This is a genomic window from Algoriphagus chordae (assembly GCF_003254055.1).
GTDB lineage: Bacteria > Bacteroidota > Bacteroidia > Cytophagales > Cyclobacteriaceae > Algoriphagus > Algoriphagus chordae.
In genome coordinates this window covers 104,074-128,029 of record NZ_QKZT01000008.1, presented here as the reverse complement: position 1 = coordinate 128,029, position 23,956 = coordinate 104,074, and the positions used below count along the sequence as shown (strand labels likewise).

The 23,956-nt window shown below is 40.5% G+C and carries 17 protein-coding genes; 3 read left to right on the top strand and 14 right to left on the bottom strand.

What is annotated here, in order from left to right; genetic code table 11:
* Positions 1-53 precede the first annotated feature (53 nt).
* Positions 54-1,130, top strand: a complete 1,077-nt coding sequence (locus LV85_RS10615; RefSeq protein WP_245942256.1) for an o-succinylbenzoate synthase — start codon at positions 54-56, stop codon at positions 1,128-1,130.
* Here the strand turns inward: LV85_RS10615 and LV85_RS10610 are convergent.
* Entirely contained in the window at positions 1,127-2,266 is a 1,140-nt protein-coding gene (locus tag LV85_RS10610; RefSeq protein WP_111319155.1) for a lactonase family protein, read from the bottom strand. The genes LV85_RS10615 and LV85_RS10610 overlap by 4 nt on opposite strands.
* 291 nt (positions 2,267-2,557) lie before the next feature.
* Between LV85_RS10610 and LV85_RS10605 the strand changes: the two genes are divergently transcribed.
* Entirely contained in the window at positions 2,558-5,092 is a 2,535-nt protein-coding gene (locus LV85_RS10605) for a phosphoenolpyruvate carboxylase (protein WP_111319153.1), read from the top strand.
* Between the two features lie 365 nt (positions 5,093-5,457).
* On the opposite strand, the gene LV85_RS10600 is transcribed toward LV85_RS10605, so the two are convergent.
* The 13 genes from LV85_RS10600 to LV85_RS10540 all read right to left on the bottom strand — a co-directional run bounded on the left by LV85_RS10600 (position 5,458) and on the right by LV85_RS10540 (position 22,371).
* Positions 5,458-8,091 (bottom strand): valine--tRNA ligase, encoded by a 2,634-nt coding sequence (locus LV85_RS10600; protein WP_111319151.1) that lies wholly within the window; start codon positions 8,089-8,091, stop codon positions 5,458-5,460.
* Positions 8,092-8,273: 182 nt separating this feature from the next.
* Positions 8,274-9,419: an ATP-binding protein gene (locus LV85_RS10595; protein ID WP_111319149.1), complete on the bottom strand. Its 1,146-nt coding sequence runs from the start codon at positions 9,417-9,419 to the stop codon at positions 8,274-8,276.
* Between the two features lie 160 nt (positions 9,420-9,579).
* On the bottom strand, positions 9,580-10,866 hold the full coding sequence (locus tag LV85_RS10590) for an alpha/beta hydrolase family protein (protein ID WP_158531167.1): 1,287 nt from the start codon (positions 10,864-10,866) through the stop codon (positions 9,580-9,582).
* Positions 10,867-10,920: 54 nt separating this feature from the next.
* Entirely contained in the window at positions 10,921-11,703 is a 783-nt protein-coding gene (locus LV85_RS10585) for a GNAT family N-acetyltransferase (protein WP_111319145.1), read from the bottom strand.
* Complete coding sequence (locus LV85_RS10580) at positions 11,700-12,242, bottom strand: TetR/AcrR family transcriptional regulator (RefSeq protein WP_111319143.1); 543 nt, start codon at positions 12,240-12,242, stop codon at positions 11,700-11,702. Before LV85_RS10580 ends, LV85_RS10585 begins: the two co-directional genes overlap by 4 nt.
* 113 nt (positions 12,243-12,355) lie before the next feature.
* Entirely contained in the window at positions 12,356-12,715 is a 360-nt protein-coding gene (locus LV85_RS10575; protein ID WP_111319141.1) for a DUF4260 domain-containing protein, read from the bottom strand.
* 72 nt (positions 12,716-12,787) lie between these two features.
* Positions 12,788-13,360: a Crp/Fnr family transcriptional regulator gene (locus LV85_RS10570; protein WP_111319139.1), complete on the bottom strand. Its 573-nt coding sequence runs from the start codon at positions 13,358-13,360 to the stop codon at positions 12,788-12,790.
* A gap of 286 nt (positions 13,361-13,646) precedes the next feature.
* Positions 13,647-14,129, bottom strand: a complete 483-nt coding sequence (locus LV85_RS10565; protein ID WP_111319137.1) for a Cif family virulence factor — start codon at positions 14,127-14,129, stop codon at positions 13,647-13,649.
* 252 nt (positions 14,130-14,381) lie between these two features.
* Complete coding sequence (locus LV85_RS10560) at positions 14,382-15,356, bottom strand: NAD(P)-dependent alcohol dehydrogenase (RefSeq protein ID WP_111319135.1); 975 nt, start codon at positions 15,354-15,356, stop codon at positions 14,382-14,384.
* Between the two features lie 26 nt (positions 15,357-15,382).
* On the bottom strand, positions 15,383-15,748 hold the full coding sequence (locus tag LV85_RS10555) for a DUF2200 domain-containing protein (protein WP_111319133.1): 366 nt from the start codon (positions 15,746-15,748) through the stop codon (positions 15,383-15,385).
* Between the two features lie 163 nt (positions 15,749-15,911).
* Positions 15,912-17,291 (bottom strand): RagB/SusD family nutrient uptake outer membrane protein, encoded by a 1,380-nt coding sequence (locus LV85_RS10550; protein ID WP_111319131.1) that lies wholly within the window; start codon positions 17,289-17,291, stop codon positions 15,912-15,914.
* Between the two features lie 12 nt (positions 17,292-17,303).
* Positions 17,304-20,276: a SusC/RagA family TonB-linked outer membrane protein gene (locus LV85_RS10545; RefSeq protein ID WP_111319129.1), complete on the bottom strand. Its 2,973-nt coding sequence runs from the start codon at positions 20,274-20,276 to the stop codon at positions 17,304-17,306.
* Positions 20,277-20,490: 214 nt separating this feature from the next.
* A complete protein-coding gene (locus LV85_RS10540) occupies positions 20,491-22,371 on the bottom strand; it encodes a CocE/NonD family hydrolase (protein WP_111319127.1) in 1,881 nt (626 codons plus the stop codon).
* A 237-nt stretch (positions 22,372-22,608) separates the two neighbouring features.
* On the opposite strand from LV85_RS10540, the gene fahA reads away from it, so the two are divergent.
* On the top strand, positions 22,609-23,877 hold the full coding sequence (gene fahA, locus LV85_RS10535) for a fumarylacetoacetase (RefSeq protein WP_211318400.1): 1,269 nt from the start codon (positions 22,609-22,611) through the stop codon (positions 23,875-23,877).
* Positions 23,878-23,956 lie beyond the last annotated feature (79 nt).

Below are 23,956 nucleotides of genomic sequence, written 5' to 3'. Positions count from 1 at the left end.
ATATAGCTCAAGTCCCTTCAAGTACCTTCCAAATCCTTTGTTTATCCATGCCTATGTCTTCCAAAATCACCTTTGCGTATCTAAAGCGAACCCTGGTTTTCAAGTTTGATGCGGGTACTTCCAGAGGAGTGTTGAAGACAAAGGATGTGTTTTGGATCAAAGCTTTCATTACTTCTCACCCTGATGTAATTGGCTGGGGTGAGGCTGCTCCATTGGTGAAATTGAGTTTAGATGATCGACCTGATTTTGAGCAAGTTCTACAAAAGATCTTGAGCGAAATGTCTCAAGTGAACTGGGAGGCTGATGAAATGCCTATTTTAAAACAATTGGAAAGTCTAATCCCTTATGTATTACCTAGTATTCGATTTGGCTTAGAAACAGCGATTCTTGATCTGAAAAATGGTGGAAGAAAGAAAGTTCTTGGATCTGGTTTTTACCAAGGAAAAAAAGCTATCCCAATCAACGGATTGATCTGGATGGGGGATAAAGACTTTATGCTAAAACAAATCAACGAGAAGCTAGCTCAGGGCTTTGACTGTATTAAAATGAAGATCGGCGCAATTGATTTTCAACAGGAGTTGGATCTTCTCGCTTACATTCGCTCTCGCTTTTCCAAAGATCAGATTACGCTTCGTGTAGATGCAAATGGGGCTTTTTCGGAAAAGGATGCTCTTGATAAGCTTTATGAATTAGCGAAGTTCGAATTGCATAGCATAGAGCAACCTATTGCGGCCGGTAATTGGAAATCAATGAAGCAGCTTTGCGCAGCTACTCCTTTAGCTATTGCGCTCGATGAGGAATTGATTGGGGTGAAAAATAAGGGGGCGCTTTTGGATGAAATTCAGCCTCAGCACATTATTCTAAAACCTACTTTATTGGGTGGTATTCTGGAGACTAGAGAATGGATCGCCCTTGCTGAAGCCCGTAAGATAGGCTGGTGGATGACTTCAGCTTTAGAGAGTAATATTGGGCTAAATGCCATCGCGCAGCTTGCCGATAGTTTGGAGGCTTCCATTCCGCAAGGTTTGGGTACGGGGAAACTTTATTCCAATAATTTGGAATCTCCTTTGAAAATAGGTTCTGGGAAAATCCACTACGATTCCAGTATCGCTTGGGATCTGCCTACTTAATCGCCTAATCTAAATAAGTAGACAGGACTATGAAGGCTCACTTTCATCTCTGTTTGTGTGAGCATTCCTGTTTCTACATTACGTTCAAATACGACAATATCATTACTTGCTTGATTTGCAGAAAGTAGATATTTACCATCACTAGTGAGATTAAAATTTCTGGGCATGATACCACCTGAAGAAATTTGCTGTATCAGCGAAAAGTTACCATCGTCTTTTTTAGCGAAAACCGAAAGATTATTAACATCACCTCTATTTGATACATAGATGTTTTTTTCATCAGGAGAAAGTCTTACCTCGGCTGTTCCGACAGCTCCTTCATAATCTTCGGCAACCAAAGAAAGGCGTTGTTTCAAGACCATTTTCCCCTCATCAAAACTTAAGATTTCCAAAGCCGAAGTCATTTCCTGAACAAGCATGACTTCTTTACCATCTGCAGTAAAAACCATGTGTCTAGGTCCGTCACCAGGGTTAGCTTTATAGCTGTTGTTTAAGGTCAAAGGTTCTTTTGCCTCAGCTTTAAAATTATACACATATACCTCATCAGTTCCAAGGTCGGCTGCCAGCAGGTATTTGCCATCTGGACTGAATACGGTGCTGTGAACATGTGGAGAGCTTTGTCGCTCTTGGTTGATGCTGCTTCCTTCGTGCTGAATCGTCTGCAGATGAGTTAAAGCTCCCTTTTCGTCAATTTTATAGGCACTGAAATTCCCTCCGCTGTAATTAGCGACCGTCAAAAATTCCTCGTCAGGAGAAAGTGCCAAATAGCAAGGATGATCGCCGAAGCTAGGTAATTCACTTATTTTGGTGAGTGTAGGGATGTCTGAAGAGCGATTCAAGCTGATAACATTTCCACCTGGAACCTTGTCGATTTCTTCCAAAGAAAAGACCTTGTCTCCAGCAGAATTGGCCAAGACAAAGGATGGGCTTTGAATCCCAGGGAAAATTGTCCGTACTTCTAGCTTGTTTTCAGAAGGAGTGAAATCAAGTTGATTGAGCCCTTGGCTGTCATTTTCAGTATATGTGCCCACCAAAAATGAGTAGGTGATAGGTGTTGTCGTCATTTCGGTTGTTTTTTCTGAGCTGCAGGCAAAAGAAATAGCTAGAAGTCCTGCTAGGAAAAGTGATTGTTTCATCTGTTTTTAATTTATCTTCCAATGGTAATCCCTCCAATAATTCGAGGCTATAGGGAGGGAACTCGCAAGACTGATGTTCATAATTCTGTGTGAAGTTTGGGCTATGCTCGATTTCAGGTCAGAAAGATATCGAAATTACTGAACAACTGGATTTGTGATTTTATTGAAAAAAGACTGATTTGGTTAATAAAAAGGAAGAGAAAAAGATTATTTATTAATGAATAGTCAATAGTTATTTCAGTTTTTAGAATTTTTACTAATTTGCTTAACCATTAAAACGGAAGATGAATAATGTATAAAACCTATGATACCCAAGTAGCCAAGCGCTTCACCATTTACAACAGTTTATTTTTAGATCTTCCCTTCAATGACATTTACCGCACAGGAACTTTGCTTCCGATTCTAGGTACAGCATGTCAGAATGGTTTCCAAAAAGGATTAACACCTAAGGAAATTATTGCAGGGTTTTTCGATGAATTGATGCCGGAATCTACTGATTCTCAGCAGTCTGATTTGCTTTTCCAAATGATTCAATACGTAGAGCGACAGGTCGTTTTGTTTGATTCTATTGAGGATGCTGCCTATGAGAAAATCCATGATTTGAATGGAAAGGGGACGATCAAAGCCTTGATAGACCGAACTGATAATGATAACAAGCGAGAAGAACTCGTGGAAAAACTGAAAACTTTTTCTGTTCGCTTGACGCTTACTGCTCACCCAACCCAGTTTTATCCTGGTAATGTGTTAGCAATCATCACGGATCTGGAGAATGCAATCAGAAAGGATGATATAGGAAAAATAAACTCGCTTCTTCAGCAATTAGGCAAAACAGGTTTCACCAAACGTGAAAAGCCTACGCCTTACGACGAGGCGGTAAGCTTGATCTGGTTTCTCGAGAATGTGTTTTATCATAGTATTTCCGATATCATGATTCGCCTGTTGGGATCTTTAGAAATTCCACTTCACGATTGGGAGAATCCAGGTTTATTGAAAATTGGTTTCTGGCCAGGTGGAGATAGAGATGGGAATCCATTTGTCACCCATACGATTACGAAGCAGGTGGCAGAACGCTTGAAAAAGTGGGTTTTGAAGTGTTACTATCGCGATGTGCGTAAGGTGAGAAGAAGATTGACATTCAAGCACGTAGAAGAAATTCTGATAAACATAGAGCGTGGTCTTTATGCTACTTTATTTGAAAATAACCCGGTTTATAAAACCAAGGATGAACTGCTCGCAGATCTATTCGCTGCCAGAGAAGGCTTGATTACTCATCATGAGGGACTTTTCTTAGAGGAATTGGATCAGTTTATTCTTAAAGTGAAAATATTTGGTTTCCACTTCGCATGCATGGATATGCGTCAGGACAGCCGCAAACATGATGCACTCATAGAGGAAGTTTTCCAGCTTCAAGGCAAGGAACTTCAGGGTACAGAAGATGAGCAGATCGCCCAGATCATGAGCCTTACTGAACTACCTAAAGTGGCATCTTTTCAAGATCCTTTTAATCAGGAGATGTTGGAGTCATTTGGTGTTATTGATTCTATCCAAAAAGAGAGCGGTGAGGAAGTCCTCAATCGCTACATCATCTCAAATTGTCAATCTCGAAAGCATTTGCTTGAGGTATTCAAATTGGCGCAGCTTACGCTAGGTGCAGACAAGGAAAATCTTCCTTTGGATATAGTGCCTCTTTTTGAGACGATTGATGATTTAGCCGAAGCGCCAGAGATCATGACAAGTCTTTATAATCTTCCTGAGTACCAAAAGCATTTGGCATTCAGAGGAAATAAACAAACGATCATGCTCGGCTTCTCAGATGGAACTAAGGATGGTGGCTATCTACAGGCCAACTGGTCTATTCTTAGAGCCAAGGAGGAGATGACCAGAGTCTCGAGAGAGAATGGCATTGAAGTAGTGTTCTTCGACGGTAGAGGTGGGCCTCCTGCACGTGGTGGAGGAAATATGCATAATTTCTACGCTTCTCTAGGTGAAAAAGTAGAAAATTCAGAAATCCAAGTAACGATACAAGGTCAGACGATTTCTGCTAACTACGGTAAGCAGGCTTCTTGTACCTACAATTTCGAACAACTTCTAAGTGCAGGTTTGGAAAATCATCTTTATGGTGGAGCAGATAAGAATCTAAATACAGAACAGCGTGCTTTGATTGATGAGCTAGCTGGGGAGGCGTATGAATCTTATAAAAAATTCAAAAGTCATCCGATGTTCGTTCCTTATCTGGAGCATGTGACTCCTTTGAAGTATTTCGGGATGACCAATATTGGCTCTAGACCATTGAAAAGAGGAAAGGGTGAAGGTTTGAAATTTGAAGACTTGAGAGCCATTCCTTTCGTAGGATCCTGGGCTCAGATGAAGCAAAATATTCCAGGTTTTTATGGAGTAGGAGCGGCAGTGGAGGTATTGGAAAAGAAAGGGAAATTGGGAGACTTGCAAGAGCTATACAACAACTCTCTTTTCTTCAGAGCTCTTCTAGGTAATTCTATGCAGTCGCTTACGAAGTGTTTTTATCCAGCAACTGCTTATTTGAAACAAGATAAGAACTACGGCGAGTTCTGGGATATTATGTACGATGAGTACCTGAGATCTATTGAGAAACTCAAAGAAGTGTCTTCAATGGATGAGTTGATGGGCGACAACAAAGTGATTAAAAAGTCAATCGAAATTCGTGAGCGGATTGTATTGCCATTGATTACTGTTCAGCAATATGCCATTCAGAAAATCCTTGAAACGGGCAAGACTACCGATGTGCTTCAAAAGTTGATTCTGAGAAGTATGTTTGGGATAATCAACGCAGCTAGAAACGCAGCCTAAGTTCAAAAAGATAAGTACCTAAAAGCCCGACTGATTTGATTTTCAGTCGGGCTTTTTATTGGATTTTAATATCTGTTACTTGTTTGTCCAGGTTCTTAAGAAGCTAGACTATATGAGGGCTGATTTACCAGATTTCATGTCCTGAGATAGAGTTTCAGGATATTCTCGCCGCCATTAGTGTTACCACTACTTGCCGTCGTTCGTGATGACACGAACGGCCTAAATTCCCTACATACCTTTTAACTTGTTTAGAAGCTGTACAGTATTACCTACCATGAAAAAAACCGAAGACTATATTAGCCTCCGGTTTTTCAATTATTCACATTATATGTTCCTATCTGCGCTTTTGCGGGCCAATTATCATCCTACCCCAACTTCGCCAAACTCTCTTCCAAAGCCTTAATCTTGGATTCCGCATCAGCTTGCTTCTTGCGTTCCATTTCTATGACCTGAGCAGGAGCTCCAGCCACAAATCGCTCGTTGCTCAGCTTTTTCATCACGGAGTTCAAGAAGCCTTTGGTGTAATCGATCTCTTTCTGGATATTTTCTTTTTCCTCTTCCACATTGATCGAATCTCCCATAGGGATAAAGCACTCGTCAGATTTTACTACAAAACTGATCGCATTCTCCACCTTCTCGCCAAAGTTGAGTGAAGACAGATTTGCCAGCTTATTCAATACAGCTTCGAATCTTCCATACAAGCCTTCATTTTTGGTGTTGATGGTTAGATCAAGTGATTCTTTAGGAGACATGCCTTTGGATGCACGTAGGTTTCTTACTTGAGAAACTACCTCAAACACCTGGTTTGCTTCCTCGATAATTTTAGTATCAAAGCCTTTTGCCTCAGGCCAGGTAGCCAAAATCAAAGACTCTTCCACGGATCTTTCCTTGATCTGGTGCCAAAGTTCCTCGGAAATAAATGGCATAAATGGATGCAAAATCTTAAGGATATCTTCGAAAAGCGCAATTGTCTTATCGTAAGTTGCCTGATCGATAGGATGCTGATATTCCGGCTTGATCATCTCCAAATACCAAGAACAGAAATCTCCCCATACCAACTTATAAGTACACATCAAGGCATCAGAAATTCTGAATTTTTCGAAGTGTTCATTGATTTCTACCAAGGATTGGTTGAATCGGTTTTCAAACCATTCTATGCTGGAAGCATTGGCAGAACCATCCAAGTTTGGATCTATTTCCCATCCCTTCACTAGTCGGAAAGCATTCCAGATCTTGTTGGCAAAGTTTCTTCCTTGCTCCACCAACTTATCATCGTAAGGTAAATCATTTCCCGCAGGAGAGGAGAATAGCATGCCTGTACGCACACCGTCAGCACCGTTTTGCGCGATTAGGTCTAGCGGATCTGGAGAGTTTCCCAGAGATTTGGACATCTTTCTGCCCAGTTTATCACGGACGATCCCAGTCAGATATACGTTATTGAATGGCTTCTCGCCCATGTATTCATAGCCCGCAATGATCATACGCGCCACCCAGAAGAATAAAATCTCCGGAGCAGTTACCAAGTCATTGGTAGGGTAGTAGTATTTCAGTTCTTCGTTTGGTTTTCCAGTGGTGAAAACCTCTGGATCGAAAACTGATATCGGCCACAACCAAGAGCTAAACCAAGTATCCAAAACATCCTCGTCCTGCTTCAGGTCAGCTAAAGTAAACGTGCCTTCAAATTGCTCATTGGCAAGTTGCAAGGCTTCCTCAGCAGTTTTGGCCACTACAAATTCTCCGTTTGGAAGGTGGTATGCAGGAATTCTATGTCCCCACCAGAGTTGACGAGAGATACACCAGTCACGAACATTATCCATCCAAGCGCGGTACATATTCTTGAATTTTGGGGGATACAATTGAATGATATCCTCCATTACTGCCTTTTGTGCTGGCTTAGTGATGTCGTCCATTTTCAGGAACCACTGCAAAGAAAGCTTAGGCTCGATGACCGCATCCGTTCTTTCTGAGTGACCTACATTGGATTTGTAATCTTCTATTTTCTCTAATTGCTCAACCGCCTTCAGCTTTTTAGCAATCATTTTTCTGGCAATAAATCGATCTTCACCTACTAGAATCTGAGCTTTTTCATTGAGTGTGCCGTCATCGTTTAAGATGTCGATCACTTCTAGTTTATGCTTCAGTCCAAGTTCGTAGTCATTGATATCGTGGGCTGGAGTTACCTTCAAGCAACCCGTACCAAACTCCATGTCAACATACTCATCCTCGATGATAGGAATGGCTTTGTTGATCAGAGGAACGATGGCTTTTTTACCCTTTAAATGAGTGAATCTAGGATCATTAGGATTGACGCAAATGGCCACATCTGCCATGATTGTCTCAGGACGCGTGGTAGCAATGGTCAGGAACTCATCTGTTGTACCCTCGATCTGATACTTGATGTAATAGAGTTTGGATGCGATTTCCTTCGTGATTACCTCATCATCAGATAAGGCAGTTTTTCCCTTCGGGTCCCAGTTGACCATGCGGATACCACGGTAGATTTTACCTTTTTGGTGTAAGTCCACAAAAACAGAAATTACTGCATCACTTAGACCTGCATCCATTGTAAAGGCAGTGCGATCCCAATCACAAGAAGCACCTAGTTTTTTCAATTGCTCCAGTATAATTCCGCCGTATTTTTCTTTCCATTCCCAGGCATGCTCCAGGAATTTCTCTCGGGAAAGGCATTTTTTATCGATTCCTTGTTCCTTTAGCAAGTTCACTACCTTGGTCTCCGTAGCGATCGAAGCATGATCAGTTCCAGGAACCCAAAGTGCGTTTTTGCCCTGCATTCTAGCTCGACGGATCAATACATCCTGTATGGTATTGTTCAGCATATGCCCCATGTGCAAAACGCCTGTGACGTTTGGAGGGGGCATGGTGATCACATATGGTTCTTTGTTAGGATCTACTTTCGATGAAAAAAGCTTGTGCTCCATCCAATAGGCGTACCATTTGGCTTCGGTAGCTACTGGATCGTATTTGCTGGCAATAGACATATTCGGATTAGTATTTAGAGGGGCAAAAATAGGGAAAAAGCCAATTTCGGAGGCATGATTGGGAGATCAATTATGGTTTCATTCTTATTTTACCGCAAAGTTCGCGGAGGATTACGCAGAGGGCACAATTTTAGAGATTTCCTACCCCTCAAGAATCAGCTCATGAATAGAGAGTAATTGATTTATAAATTATGAAAATTACTGATCTGTATTCCATCTCGCTCGTGGTTTAGATTTCCGGCGTAAATGAGTTTCGCAGCACTTTCAGGAGCTATTTTTTGGAAGTATTTCAATCCTTTGAGGAAATCGGAATGATAAGTTTCCGATGATTTGATTTCTATAGCGGTCAACTGCCCGTCCGTTTCTTTTAAAAGATCTACTTCATTTTGGTTGCTATCCCTCCAATAATAGAACGACGGTATATTTCCCGCATTTAGCTCCTTTTTCAGGAGTTCAAGTATCACCAAGTTTTCAAACAATGGGCCTCGCGCAAAATGGACATTCAAATCTTCTGCCCGTTTGATTCCTAATAAGCTGCACAGTACGCCGGTGTCGTAAAAATACACTTTCGGTGATTTCAAAATCCGCTTATTGAAATTTCGATAATAGGAAGGAAGTCTGAAAGCAATAAAGGATGTTTCCAATACAGAAAGCCATGCATTTACAGTTTTCTGGTCGATTCCCAGTTCATTGGAAAAATTGCTTTGATTGAAGATTTGACCAACTCTTCCGGCTAACAATTGGAGGAACTTTTGAAAATTCCCTAAATCCATCACATTCAGGATCTGTCTCACATCACGTTCGATGTAGGTTTGAATGTAATTGGGATAATAATCATTAGGAGCGATGTCAAACTGATATTTCCTTGGGTAGCCACCATTTACTGTTAAAGCTTCCCATGATTGCACTTGGATATGATTTTTCAGTTCAGCCTTTGAAAATGGGAGTAAGTTCAACATAGCCACCCGTCCAGCTAGGGATTGGGTGATTTGATTAGAGAGAAGAAAATTCTGGGAACCAGTCAGAATATATTCTCCAGGAATATTTCTCTCGTCAGTCAATACCTGCACATAGGAGAATAGTTCTGGAACCCACTGAACTTCATCTAAAATAACTCCATTTTGGTAAGATCTTAGAAAAGCAAGCGGGTCAGATTTGGCAAAATTCCTTGCTTCTGGTAGTTCCAGATTTACATAAGTGTAATCTGGTTTCAATCGTCTTGCAAAAGTAGTTTTACCGGATTGACGAGGCCCCGTTATGGCTAGTAAGGGGAATTTGCTCAAAAGTGACAAAGCCTTGTCTTTTATATGCCGATCGAAATAGTCCATTTTATGTAAATTAGGAATATGATTCCAAAATTACATAATATAGACTTTAATCAAAATATCTGATTGATTATGAGTAGGTTGAGATTGACTTTTTTTGTGCTAATTGGGTTTAGGTTTCATCAAGAGATTTCCTGCTTCTCTAGAAGCTAGAATTGCAAACCTATTTGTTTGTTAAGGTCTTCAACCAATCGGTTAAATAAGGAAGGTATTCTGGTGATACTAGTTGAAAAAATGGGAACTCATCATCTACAAAGCTCATGGAATGGTTAGTGTTTTCAAAAGTCACTACTTCATAATTTTTTGAATTAGATTTTTTTAAGGCATTTTCTATTTTTCTATAACTATCTGCTGGAATGACATCATCCGATAATCCCTGAATTACTAAAAGAGGCTGCGTTATTTTTTGAAAATATGGAAGTCCACTAAAATTCAACTTGTAATCCTTGTGTACATCCTGCTCAGGAATCCATATATACTTAAGCCAATCAGGATTGTTGTTTGTGTCTTTTGCTTCAAGTAGCGATTTATAAGAAATGTTGCCTGCGAGAAAGTCAAATCCGGCCTTTTGAATTTTCAGTGCTTGGTGGATTTGGGTATCGCCAAAATGATTAGAGTTTAAGTTTTTCCAACGATTCAGATCACTTTCTAAAAGGGTGCCGGAAGGACAGCTGATAGAGATACCAAATCCTAATTGGGGCATTTCGGAAAGGATATAAGGGATTTTAACACCACCCTGACTGCTGCCCTTTATGCCAATGTCAGATAAAGGAAGGGTGGAGATTTTGGAGAAGAATCTTACCGCATTCATATCGTCAGAGCTGAGTTCTTCGATAGTTGCGGATTTCCAATCGCCTTCAGATTTTCCAGTGCCTCGCTTGTCGTAATTGAAGACAGTGAAGCCTAGATCCGCAAAATATTTGGCTTCTGAATTGTTTGCACTTCGATCATTTCCTTGGGAAGATGTGACAAAAAATAAGCCTTTGTTGATTGGGTTTTTAGGTTTCCATAAAGTGCCATATAGTATAAGATTATTCGATCTAAAGCTGAATTCTTGCTTTTCAACCATGTCAGATTCAGCTATGTTTTCTCGAATCAGATCGGTTTCAAAGCTATTTAGTAATTCTTCAGTTTCATTTGAATAGACTTTTAAATCTCCACGAAAACGTTCCTCTTGCTTGATATATTGATATTCATAAGTGTAATAATCACTGACAACATAAAAGTGTAAGGAGTCTTTGTTTAAGGTAGTATTCTGGCAAGGAATCTCATAGGCATTCATCTCTATGCTAGAAAAAGAAGCCGTTGTTTGGCCTTCTGTTTCTCCAAGCTTTATTAGGTAGCCAAAGCTATTTTTCCCATAAACAATGGTTCCTGACCAAGTCTGAGCATTAACTTTTACTGCTAGGAGGGCAAAGATTAAATATACTATGGTAAGAGATTTTTTCATTTTAAAACTGGCCCTTGACATTATGTATGGTGTTTTCAATTAGAACTATAGCTCTTAAAATTTCATGTCAAAAATGATGTTAGAGCAGTAGAAGCCTGATTTTTCAATCACCTTTTGAGAAGGTATATTGTCCACTGTGGTTGAGCAAATAGGTTTTCTATTGGATTTCAGAACTCGGTTTACCTGCATTTTCATTACCTGTGTTGCGATGCCATTGCCATGGTGATCTCTGTTTACAATGATTCCCAAATCGGCAATTTCTGGCTGTGAATCACTCATCCTACATTCGCTGGTAGCAATGATTATTTCTGATTCCCTTACCAGATAGATTTCTTTTCTTGATACTAGATTTTCGGTATATCCGAAGGTGTCGTCCATTTCTATCTGTTCCTTCAGGAATGTTTTGACTACTGGGATATCCTTTACAGAAACTAAATCTATAGAGAAGTCCGGATTCACCTCAACCAACTTATTTGAATGCTGATAACAAAATGTATTGGTCTGGGTTGACGCGGATCTACGTAAACAGGCATTAAAGGAAACAGGCTCGTTAGAACTTAAACTTGCCGAATTGATAAGTTTGGAATCGATTAGGCTGGCAATGACTTGAGCCATTTTTGCTAAATATTCGTCTAAGAGAAATAGCTGAAGCAGACTATCTTGCTCATCAATACAACAATATCCAATTGTTTTTCCTGCATCTTCAATAAGAAAAGATTGAGCTGAAGCGATGTAGAGCAGTTCCCACATGGCATCAATGGGAGCTGTCAGTTTTTGAAATAATTTTTGCCTTAGCTCAGTGATGAGGTTTGGATCAGTTGATTTAATAAAATTCATATCATAGAATATTTCATAATGAGTTGTTCCTTAGTCTGTTCTAGAGGGAATTCCTTATAAACTCCCAAATAGCTTAGTGCGATTCCGTCTAGTTCGGCAATGAATAGATGGCTTTTGACTAGCGAATTCTCAGGATCAATTTCATCAAAAATATTTCGTGTCGCCTTAAGGATAAAGGATGACCTTTCTTCGATCAGGTCGGCTAATACCTCTCTTGTGCTTGGCTGGACCATCATGTTCAGGTTAAATTGAAAAAACAGCTTATCAGACTGCAACTGTGAAAAGAAGGACTCTAGAAGTTGTAATAATCTCTCCCGTGCAGATAGTGAGACGGAGTCAATTGTATTCATTTCTACAATCAAGTCCGTTGTTCGCTGGAATATCTCGCGCAGTAATCCATTTTTTGATTTGAAATGGTGAGCAATCAATCCTTTCGACACATTTGCGGTTTCACATACTATCGATAGTGGTGTGTTCTCAAACCCTCTTTCTGAAAATAACTTCGTAGCAATTTCAATGAGTTCTGTTCGTTTATCCATACTATTTACGTTACTGACTGCACGTACGTTCAGTTTGTAAAACTAGGCATAAACCTCACATAATCAAAATGGGTGAAGTAACATTCTGGGTTTTCACGTTTTCAGCGATATTATTATCTCTGGGTTTTTCCAATCATTCCCAAATGCGTATGGTTAAAACTATCGTTGAATTTCAATCCATAGCCCATGATTCTATCGAAGGAAATGTGGGCAAAAAGGATTATCCCGGCTAATATCCAATACTCATTTGCGAAAGTCAGGCCATAAATACCAACAGCAGAAGCGACCAAACGGTGATGGAGAAGATTATAAGTGAATGCTCCAATCTTTGGGCTGATCAGATACCCGAGCATTCCAACATCAGGTAGGAGCAAGAGTGCTGGAAACCACCACCAGGCAAAATCTAATGTGCTGAACAAATAAACGGATAAGAGGAATATTCCAGTCTCTTCCAATTTTAGTAAGCCTCTCATTTTTAGGTGAATTAGTGTGGAGGTAAAATTGGGCAGCTGAAGGGACAGCGCTCTTGATAAATATCAAGAAGTTTAGCTGAGTTGCTTATTTCTGATTCTACTGAAGGTTTCCGCAGTCATTCCCAGCATGGAAGCGATATATTGGAGTGGGACCTGGTTGAAAAGCTCCTTATTATACTCAAAGAACTGCGTATAACGTTCTTCGGCTGTCATGGACAAGTGGGTGAAAACCCGGTCTTCCAGAGTAGTAAAGCATTTGGCAATAAATAGCTTTTCCAGTTCATGCCAATTGGGGACAACATTCCCAATGGACTTATAGTTGCCTCCGCTGATGGTAAAAAGCTCAGCATTCGTCAAGGCTTGGATATTCCAGCGTGCTGGGCTGCCAAAAAGTAAACTGGAAAGATCTGTCACAAAATAGCTAGGAGTGGAAATCCACTGCGTGACTTCCTTATCCTCAGTTTGCTTATAGACTCTCAAAAGCCCTGATTTAATAAAGCTAAGCTTGTTGCATGGTTTTCCTGTTTTTAGTAAAAAGTCTCCTTTTTTTAGGGTTTCGGGCTGAAATCGTGAGCTTATTGCTTGCAAACTATCGTCCTTCATGACTCCAAAGTAGCTTGTGATATTTTGTTCGAGTTCTGTCATTATGAGTGAAAATAGGGAAAAAAGTCTACTCCTGATTACCCAAGCACTTTAATCACAACCTTCCCTTTATGCTTTCCTTCACCGAAGTACTGAATAAGTCTAGCTGTATCTTCTAAAGAGTAGGGACCATCTAATTAAGGCTGAAATATTCTCCTTCATAGGCCATTCAATTTAACTCATAGTGTTTCTTTCATGCTGTATCGAGGTGGTAGTGATTACACTATCGGTATTTCCTGCAGTACTTTTTTGTCCTAAAGTGAAGATTTTACAATTTACATAAACATGTTTAATGGATTTCCGAGTCAATGCTTCTGGCATCCGAAACTAGGTGTGCCGTGATTCTCCATTCTTCAGTTTTTTCAAATACTCGATAATGGGTAGTCCTTCGAGTGCCTAAATTTTTGTTGTCTGCTGCTTTCTGTCCTTCACGCTCAACAGTAGTAATTGCTAAAATAGCCTTTTCCGATAGTTGTTTAAGTTTCAATGAGGTTTGTTCTGTAGCACCGGACATTACAAAACCAAATGCAAATACTTCGGTCAAATACTTTTGTATCTCCAATTGCCCAATTCGATTAAACCCAAATGCATTAGTAAAATCAGCGTTATTAGAATACCATTTACAAGCCAATTCTACATCCTTAATTTCCCAAGCCCTATTCCAATCGTCAATTTTGCTCACAATTTGTATGCTGTCAGATTCAGCTATGTTTTGCGCGATAAGTCCGTGACTTCCCAAAACAATTCCAAAGACTATTAGAAGATTTTTCATTTTGAAGGCTATTTCTTGAAGTCTGTTTTATTCTAGACTCTCTTCGCTTCTGCACATTAATAATTAATAGTATTTTCTGAAAACAAGTAAAATTACTTGCCTACTACTGTTTATAAAATTTAAACTAAAATAGTTTAAAATGCTGATTTTTAAAATATTGTATAATTACCTAGTTTGACGAAGTGCTGAAAAGTGCTGGTAAGATTTGATTATATCCTGTACATAAAGATAATATCGAAAGTCTTCACCAGGTTATTGATTAACCTTAATCACAACCTTCCCTTTATGCTTTCCTTCACCGAAGTACTGAATAAGTCTGGCTGTGTCTTCTAAAGGATAGCGGCCGTCTATTTGAGGCTGGATTTTATTTTGGATTACGAGTTGGGCGATTTCATCCAGCCCTTCATTTGGTTTTAGACTGAGGATTTGAAGTCTTTTTGCAGAGAACAAGGAGAATATCTTACCCCAAATAAGTATTGAAATTAAGCTGGTGAGGTTGCCACCAATGGTCACATAGATTCCAGTTGGCTTTAAGGCTCTCAAATAGGAGAATGGAGATTTGCTTGATTTGCAATCCAGAATGAGATCATAGAGTTCTCCTGTTTTCGTAAAGTCCACTTTTTTGTAATCCATCACTTGGTCATAGCCGAGGGATTTCATCATGGTTAATTTCTCGGCTGAATCTACTCCGGTGACCTCACAGTGATGGAGTTTTGCTAGTTGAAGCCCAATGGTTCCTACACCACCGCCACCGCCGTTAATGAGTGTTTTTTGGCCTTGTTTTAGTTTCCCTATTCCTCTAAGCGCTTGCAGGGCTAGGGTAGAAGCATGGGGGATAGCCGTCGCAGTTTCAAAACTTAATTCATTGGGTTTGATAATTACTGCATCCTCGTGAATACTGATATACTCGGCAAATGTCCCAAATCCATGCTGTGATATATCTCCATATACAACATCCCCAATTTTCAGTTTGCGTACCTTTGAACCAATTCCCTCAACTACACCAGCCAGTTCCATGCCTGCAATTGGGTTTTTAGGTTTGGATAGCCCAAACATCAATCTATACAAATAGGGCTTGCCACGAACGATACTCCAGTCATAATCATTGATCGCCGTAGCGTGAATTTTAATCAGTACTTCGTTTTCCTTTGGACTCGGCTTTGCTACTTCTTTTAATGCTAGTACCTCTTCAGGTAATCCGTACTTCTCAAATTGAATAGCTTTCATGGGTAGAGTTTGGTCAACAAGTATTCTTATCCTTTTCTTAAAATCTTCTCCATCTTCCTTCCTTTTGCCAACTCGTCAACCAATTTATCTAAGTATCGAACTTGCTTAGTCAAGGGAGTTTCAATTTCTTCTATTCTATATCCGCAAATCATTCCAGTAATAAGTGGGGCATTGGGGTTCAGTTTTGCTTTCTCAAAGAATGTCTCAAAAGTCACTTTTTCTTCAATCAGCTTCTGGATCTTCTCATCATCAAAGCCCGTCAGCCACTCGATTAACTGGTGTAACTCTTCCTTTGTTCTACCTTTTTTCTCAACCTTTGTGATATAGTGGGGATATACCGATGAAAATGTCATTGTCGCAAATCGGGCATCGTGTTTGGCTGTAGTTGTCATATTCTTATTTCAAAATGTTGGAGATGTGCAGTTATTCCCTTTTTGACCAATTGATTTACTGTTTTGAAAATAATCAATCTTTAGTATAGTGCCTAATAACCTTCGTAATGTAAAAAGGGAAGCCGTTTCCAGCTTCCCTTTAAGTAATACATTCTTTGACCTGTTAATCCCCCTTGTACTCATCCCAGCTTAGCTCAGCTTGTGGATGAGGGAATTCAGTGAAGATCGTTCCCGAGTCATAAGAGGTGTCGATCTCACCCAATCGATCATAACGTCTAGCATCTATCCATCTATGTCCCCAAGGCTCAGCCCAGAGAGAGTACCTTCTTTGATACAAGATCTCATCGATAAGCGCATCCTTGCTGGTGCTACCTGCATAGCTTCCTATTCCAGCTGCAGTACGAATTACATTGATCGCGGCTACAGCCTCTGAAGTTTGATCTAGCTGTGCATGTGCCTCGGCTTTGAGAAGGATTAGCTCTTCATTGCGGATAAAAGGAATTGGGTCCGTATTGGATTCCCAGCGTCCATCCTGATATTCTCCTACCAGAGCCCCAGCATCTGTAGTTACCAGTACTGGCTCATCTCGTTTGAAGAATTTCTCAGCCACTCTTTTGTCATTTGGCGTAGCATCATCCAGCATAGAAGGATGTACTACAATGATCGAATTGACAGGAGCATTAGGTACGTAGTAAATTGGATTGAAAACATCCGGAGCTGCTCCATATGGATGTGCAGGACCGGCATTCAGGTCTCCATTCATATCCATAAATGATGCATCCAAAGCCGTGAGTACTCCTTGCCAATCTTTTCGATAAGCATCCAGTCTAGCCGTAATAGCACGATTAACTTGTCGCAATTTCGGTATCGTGTTGAAATCCTCAAATCCACTGGTAAGCGTAAAAGGGAAATCCCCTGATCCGGCAGCTTGTAAAGCCTGATCTCCTTCGTCTAAAATACCTTTGATTGCAGCCAATGCTTGATCATAGGGTACAAATGGCCCTGGATTAAGCGGGTCTTTGACATCTACACGTATTCCATTGGAATATACCCAGTTGGCCGGGATCATAAATTGAAAACCTTGGATTGTTTTCGCAAATCCAATTACTGCACTTTTGGATTCTACAGATATGTTTTCTGTGTTTTCTCCTGCTACTATGAGTACATCTGCCTGCTTAATAGCTTGATACGGTGTTGCCCAGGAACCGCCTCCTGTATTTCCAAATCCAAAATAGGATCTATCAGGGACTCTACCATTTTGTCCAAGCCAATCGGTTTGATTTCTAGGATCTGAAGCATTTAGATTCCAGATCTCGCGACCGAAGGTGCCCCAAGCTCTGGTGACATTACTGACATATCCTCTATGTCTGGATTCCAATCCAGTGACCAAAAACTGAATCTGCTGTTGAGTAGCGTTATTACTGACACTTTCCACTGAAGGATTGTTTGGATCCTGTATTTCATCTATGTGAAAAGGATTGCAACTTGTAAAGAATGCTGCAGCAATCGCTAGAACTGATGTTTTTATAGTTAATTTTTTCATGATTTCTGCTAATTAAAAGTCAAGGGTTAGGTGAAAGAAAATTCTCCTCGATGTAGGGTATGGAGCAATGTCCACGTTGTTCTGCACCGCTTGAGCTCCGAAAGTAGAGGTCTCAGGATCGTAACCCTGATATTCGGTAAATAGAAACGCATTGTTTGCAGATGCACCTACTTTGATTCCTTGTACTGCTCCACTAAACCAGTCATTGATAGTGGCTCTCGGAATGGTGTAATACAATCCGATCTCTCTGATTTTTACAAAACTTGCATCTTGAACCCATCGGCCTGCATTATTATACGGCTCTGGTTCACGTTGCCTACCGTTTGGAATTCCATCACCATTATCGTCATCAAACCAACCTTTGGTAGTTCCACCACCATCAGCCAAGAATGAGGTTAAGTTGATGTTACTTCCCGCTTTTCTCCAGTCTACCAAAACAGAAAGTTCTAGCCCTTTGAATAACTGTAATGAGTTGTAGAATGACAGGTTGAAGTCAGGCTGTGCATTTCCCCAGATCGTAAAGCCTCCAGGTACGGAAGGATCAGCCGGAGTACCTACGATGGTAGTAGGTGAGTAGCCTTCTGCATATAGGAAAGTGCCTAGTCCAGAACCAAATCCACCTGACAAATAGGTAGGAATACCTAACCTAGTCATCTCGATAGTGTTTTTCCAGAATAAGACCCTAGAGAACCATCTGATATTGGATTTCTCTAGAATGGTACCAGATATTCCTAATTCCACTCCTTTGTTAGAAAGCTCAGCCTCATTACTAGGAGTTGTATTCACTCCAGTAGAAGGAGCCAGGTTCAGGTTCTGTATATTGTTCTGTGTGTTTTTGATATAGTAAGTGGCTTCTATACTTAATCTGCTGTTGAAGAAACCAGCATCAATTCCGAACTCTAATTCTGAAGCAGTTTCTGGAAGTATATTAGTATTTCCTATAGATGTCGCAACAGTAGAGCCCAAAAGGCCACCGATGTTTGTGCCACCAAGTGGAGTATAAGTTGATCCAAATGGAACTGGACCAGCAGTTTCACCGTAGGCGATACGAGGTTTCAACATGGTGACAACAGCACTATTCCAAAAATCAAAGTTTGCGATGTTGACAGCCATGGATGCTCTTGGGAAAGCAAAGAACTGATTTGGGTCTCCATTCAAACTGGACTTATCCCATCTAATGCCCACCGTACCAATGATTTTGTCCTCAAAATTCATTTCCTGTTGAAGGAAAACTCCTGCTTCTTGGACTTCACTCATAAACTCACTGTTGATTTCTTGAACAGCGGCCTGCTTGAGGTTCTTTTGTCCTGGTACCAATCCTCTACCTCTGTTGAATAAGGAATGATTTTGGAAATCCAGTCGAACCATACCGGCCTGAGAGTTCATATTAACTCTGCCAATATTCCAGTTGTAAACCAAAGCTGCTTGAAAATTAGTATTCAGGCTTTCCTGTCTACCCACGAAAATATCTCCAGGATTTGCCTGAGATTGCTGATACTGCAAGAATTCTGGGAGATATACCTCTGTTGCATTATTTACAAAGTCCAAACCTCCAGAGATTTGGGCTTTTAGGAAATGCCGATCAGTTTTTAGTATATCTAGGTCCAGCGTAAATGCTTGAATGAATCGATTTACGGTGGAGTTATTTTCACCAAAATCCGTCACTGCTACTGGGTTTTCGGAAAAGTAAGGATTGCTAGGGTAGGTGCCATCCTCGTTTCTTCTCAAGTCATAATAGTTTGGAGTATAAGCGATACTATATCCAATACTAGCTCCTGAGTTGTTTTGGTTGCCGGTGAACCCTCTATCCGTGGATGAATTAATGTAGTTTGAAGAAACTCCGATTTTAATCCAATCAGCTATTTTATGATCGATATTGGCTCGAATGGAGTAGCGATCAAATCCTGTCCGCTTGATAGTTCCATCTTCTGACGTGATATTTCCAGAAACGAAGAATTTTGTTCTATCATCTCCACCAGAAATATTTAGCCTGGTGTTCAACAATGTTGCTTTATTGTTGTAGAAATAATCCTCGTAGTCGATAAATGTGTTGGTGGCTTGTGCTTCAGTAAATCGCTCAATCTCAGTTGCGCGAGTTTGCTCTGGGAAGAAATAATTTATTTTATCCACAGACCAATCATCTACTCCAAGTAATCTCAAGGGATTTGCAAAACCAATATCCTGAGAGATTGAAACATTAGTCCTGCCTTCTACGCCTCTTTTAGTTGTGATGATAATTACTCCAGCATTGGCTCGGGTACCGTAAATGGCTGAGGCAGATGGTCCCTTTAGCACTTCTATATTTTCAATATCCGCAGGATTCAAATCCGCTAATCTATTGGATCCATCATCTTGATTGGATCCACCGGCACCAGAGACTGCAGCTCGGCCTGTACTTTGGAAGGAGTTGTTGATATAAACTCCATCTACAATAATCAGTGGCTGTGAAGCACCTGTCAAACTCGAGATTCCTCGAAGTTGGATTGACATCCCTCCGCCGGGAGCGCCGCCATTAGAACGGATGGTCGCACCTGCTACTTTTCCATAGAGTGCGCCATCAGCTGTCTGAATAGTCGTCGTCCCCGTTAGATCCCTAGCCGATACTGTTGAGACTGCATTGGCGAGATTACTACGCTTGACTGAGGACACTAAACCTGTTACTACTACCTCATCCAGGTTTGTTGACTCTTCCTTGAGCAGAATTGTTAGGGTTGATTGATTTGCTGAGACCTTAATGGTCTGAGAAATATAGCCTATTGAAGAAACGACCAATTCGAATTCCTCTTGGCTATTTACCGGAAGATTGAAGTTGCCATCCAAATCAGTGATGGTTCCTGAAGTAGTTCCTTTGATCAGAAGACTAGCTCCGATCAAGGCTTCGCCTGTACGTTCATCAGACACATTGCCTGTTACAGCATATTGGGCCTGTGATATTCCTACCGAAAGGATAAGGAATACTAAAGTGAGTAAAGGTTTGTAAATCATATTTTTAGGGTTAAAGTGTACGCTTACTTTAAAATCCGAAAAAATTGACTCATACCTTACTTAGTCACTTAAAATCTTTGACCTTTTTATACAAGAGGATAATTAAGAGTATAATTAGTATTATTCTGCACTAGGTTTGAAAAAACGGTACAAAAAAAGGAGAGGTTTTAATCTCTCCATTTTTTGTGCTGAATAGGTGTGAATTTTCAGAATTTTACTGTACGATCGGTAATACGATTCTACTCAGGCTTTTTGCTCCGTGATGAATGGAGTTGGTAGCTACCACACCTTCTGTTTCATCATAGGTGTTTCCGCCTGTATTCATGTTTCTGTCAAAACGCGGGAAGTTGGAGCTACTCACTTCAATTCTGATTTTGTGTCCTTTTCCAAAGTAATTGGAAGTACTCATAGGCGTCATTTTTACTTCATAGACTTTGCCATCTTCCATCCAAACTTCCTTGTCATAGCCTTCTCTATACCTTACTCGCTGGATTGTTTCGTCCAAATTGAAGGCTTTTCCATCAGGATGCACGTCTATCAATTTGATAGTAACGTCGGTATCTTTGGCATCAGAGGATAGATATAAGTAGGATTCTATAAAACCAGAAACTTCAATTCCTTCTTCTAATACATCTGAAGTATAAACCAGAATATCGTCCCGCATTTCCATTTCAGATTGATCAAAAGATCCGCCTACGACAGCGTTGCCTGTACAACAGACATTTCCTCCATGGGAAGTCACTGGATTCATTGGGTCGTATTTGAAGGTGTCAGGATTGTCTTTTTTAGGTTTTTTGGGAGTTAGAACCCCATCTCCATTTAGTGAATTTGCTTTGCCTTCAGAATTAAGATAGTAAGGTGTCATTTCTGTATTAGCAGGAGGCCAAACATCGCTAGTCTGCCATTTGTTTGATCCCATGGTGTAATATTGTACTCTAGGCATTGCCTCCATTGTTTCAGACTTTTCGCCTTTTAGCCATAGATCAAACCAAGCTGTAATGATTTCATCGTAGTTTAATCTAGCATCACCTACGCTTAGGTCGCCCACCATCGTGTTTTCAGAAGCACGAGTATAGGAACAGTGCATCACTGGAGCAATTACTAAGTACTGATTGTCTCTAGCCAGTTGAGAAACGGCATTCTCTCTTGCATGATTGAACATAGCAATGTTAGGCCCAGAGGATACGTCAAACCAAGATACAAACCAGAAACTAGGCTTGTCAAAAGGCATCTCGTCATTATATAATCCGCTTTTAAACCATTTTGGATCATTTGGTTTACGGGTGATCATCTCTTCGTAGATCCCCATTGGACCATGTTGATTTTTGATAATGTCCTGGATAGGAAGATGACTTAAAGCTTCCTTAGAATCAATTCTTGGGTACTCAGGAGACATGTCATAGAATCGCTGAAGTCTAAGTAAGTCTTTTTGGCTGATTCCTTTTGGTAGTTTCGGAGCCATTGGATCATGTTGAACACTATAAAGCCAGTTGGTAAAAAGCATCTGACCAGCACCTCCACGGTACCAGTTGCCTTGTTCCCAGAAATCTCCAACTTTGCCTACACCTGCACCAAAGCCCTGTGGAACCATTGCTCCTAAGGCAGGGTGATCAAGTGAAGCCACAGCCATTTGCCATTCGGCAGTAGAGGAGCAACCTAGCGTCCCAACTTTTCCATTACTCCAGGATTGCTTGGACATCCACTCAAAGGCATCGTAACCATCTGTCAAGGGAAGACCGAGGATATCCCATTCCCCTTCAGAGAAATATCTTCCACGCTCATTTTGTACTACGTATGCATAGCCTTTTTCTACCCAGGAAAGGGCTGCTTGCATGGTACGGGTATTTAGCTCTCCATTTCCCCAGGTATTGAAATTATAGGGAGTTCTGGAAAATACTATTGGATATTTACCATCGCCTTTGGGACGGTAGATATCAGTAGCCAGTCTGACGCCATCTCGCATGGGCATCATAACTTTTTGATCGACAATAGCGACTTCATCCAGCTGATCGATGATGCTTTTCTCTTGAGAAAAAGAAACGGATACGACCATGACCAACAGGAGAGTCAGGAATATGTTATACAGATTTTTCATTTGATAGGAATTCAGTTTCAATCCAAGTTAGCAAAGTGAAAGAAAAGAAGAGTGAGAAATTGATGATTGGTTGATTTTGGCTTTGAGAATTAATTGAAATTTAGCTGTACCGCCTCAAAGTGCAAGGAGCCAAATACTTATGCGCACTATTAAAAAATGATTGTCAGAGCCTTGGGCATTTACCCTTTTGATTTCATACATAAAAGCTAAATTTGTGGTCACACTGTTTTTTACTCAATGAGCGATAGCCCGACCAACACCCTGATTACCTGGGTAGAAGTATCAAAAAATTCTGATTTCACGATCTACAATCTTCCATTCGGAGTTTTTCAGAATAAACGACTTAGTCCGCGTATAGGAATTGCCATAGGCGACAAGATAGTGGACTTGAGTATTCTAGATCAGGAAGGGTTCTTTTCGGATATGTTTTTGCCTGAAGGGGTATTCTTAAGTGAATCTCTCAATGAGCTTATAGCTTTAGGGAAAGTCATTACCAAGAAGATCAGAGAACGTGTTCAGGAACTGCTATTGGCAGATAATGAGAAACTGAGAGATAATTCTTCTCGAGGAAAAGTAATGGTGAATCGTAAGGAAGCCACCATGCTGATGCCTGTGAAGATCGGTGATTACACTGATTTTTATAGCAGCATGGAGCATGCGACCAACGTAGGAAAAATGTTCCGTGATCCAGAAAATGCCTTATTACCAAACTGGAAGCATCTTCCGGTAGGTTATCATGGAAGAGCCTCATCTATCATTCCTTCGGGAGTGCCGATTACGCGACCAAAAGGCCAAACAAAAGATCCAGAAACTGGAGCACCTGTATTTGGACCTAGCAAAAAACTGGATTTCGAGTTGGAATTAGCCTTTATCACGGGCAAGCCTACCAAGCTTGGAGATTCTATTTCTACCGCTGATGCTGAAGAGTATATTTTCGGTTTTGTGTTGTTCAATGATTGGTCTGCTCGTGACATTCAGGCTTGGGAATATGTGCCTTTAGGTCCGTTTTTAGGGAAAAGCTTTGCTTCATCCATCTCTCCATGGGTAGTGACTCTGGAAGCTTTGGAGCAATTCAAAGTAGAAAGTCCGGTGCAGGAACCTGAAGTTTTGGATTATTTGAAATGTGCCAAGTCACATAGTTTTGATATTCAATTGGAAGCATACATTCAGCCCGATGGAGAAAAGGGTAGTAAGGTGAGCACCTCCAATTTCAAGAACATGTATTGGAATGTAGCCCAACAGTTGGCTCATCATACGGTGAATGGCTGTAATATCAATGTAGGGGATATGATGGCTTCAGGAACTATCTCTGGTCAAGAGAGAGATTCCTTCGGATCAATGCTTGAATTGTCCTGGAATGGAAAAGATGCTGTCAAGCTCGAATCTGGAACAGAACGAAAGTTTATTGAGGATGGAGATACGGTTATTATGAAAGGATTTGCAGAGAAAGATGGACGGCGAGTTGGTTTTGGTGAAGTGAAAGCTAAAGTCCTCCCTGCTAAGTAATTTGCAATAAATACTAATATTAAACCCTGACTTAGTACAAGTCAGGGTTTTTTTATGCCCTTTTCACGGTCATTGTTCG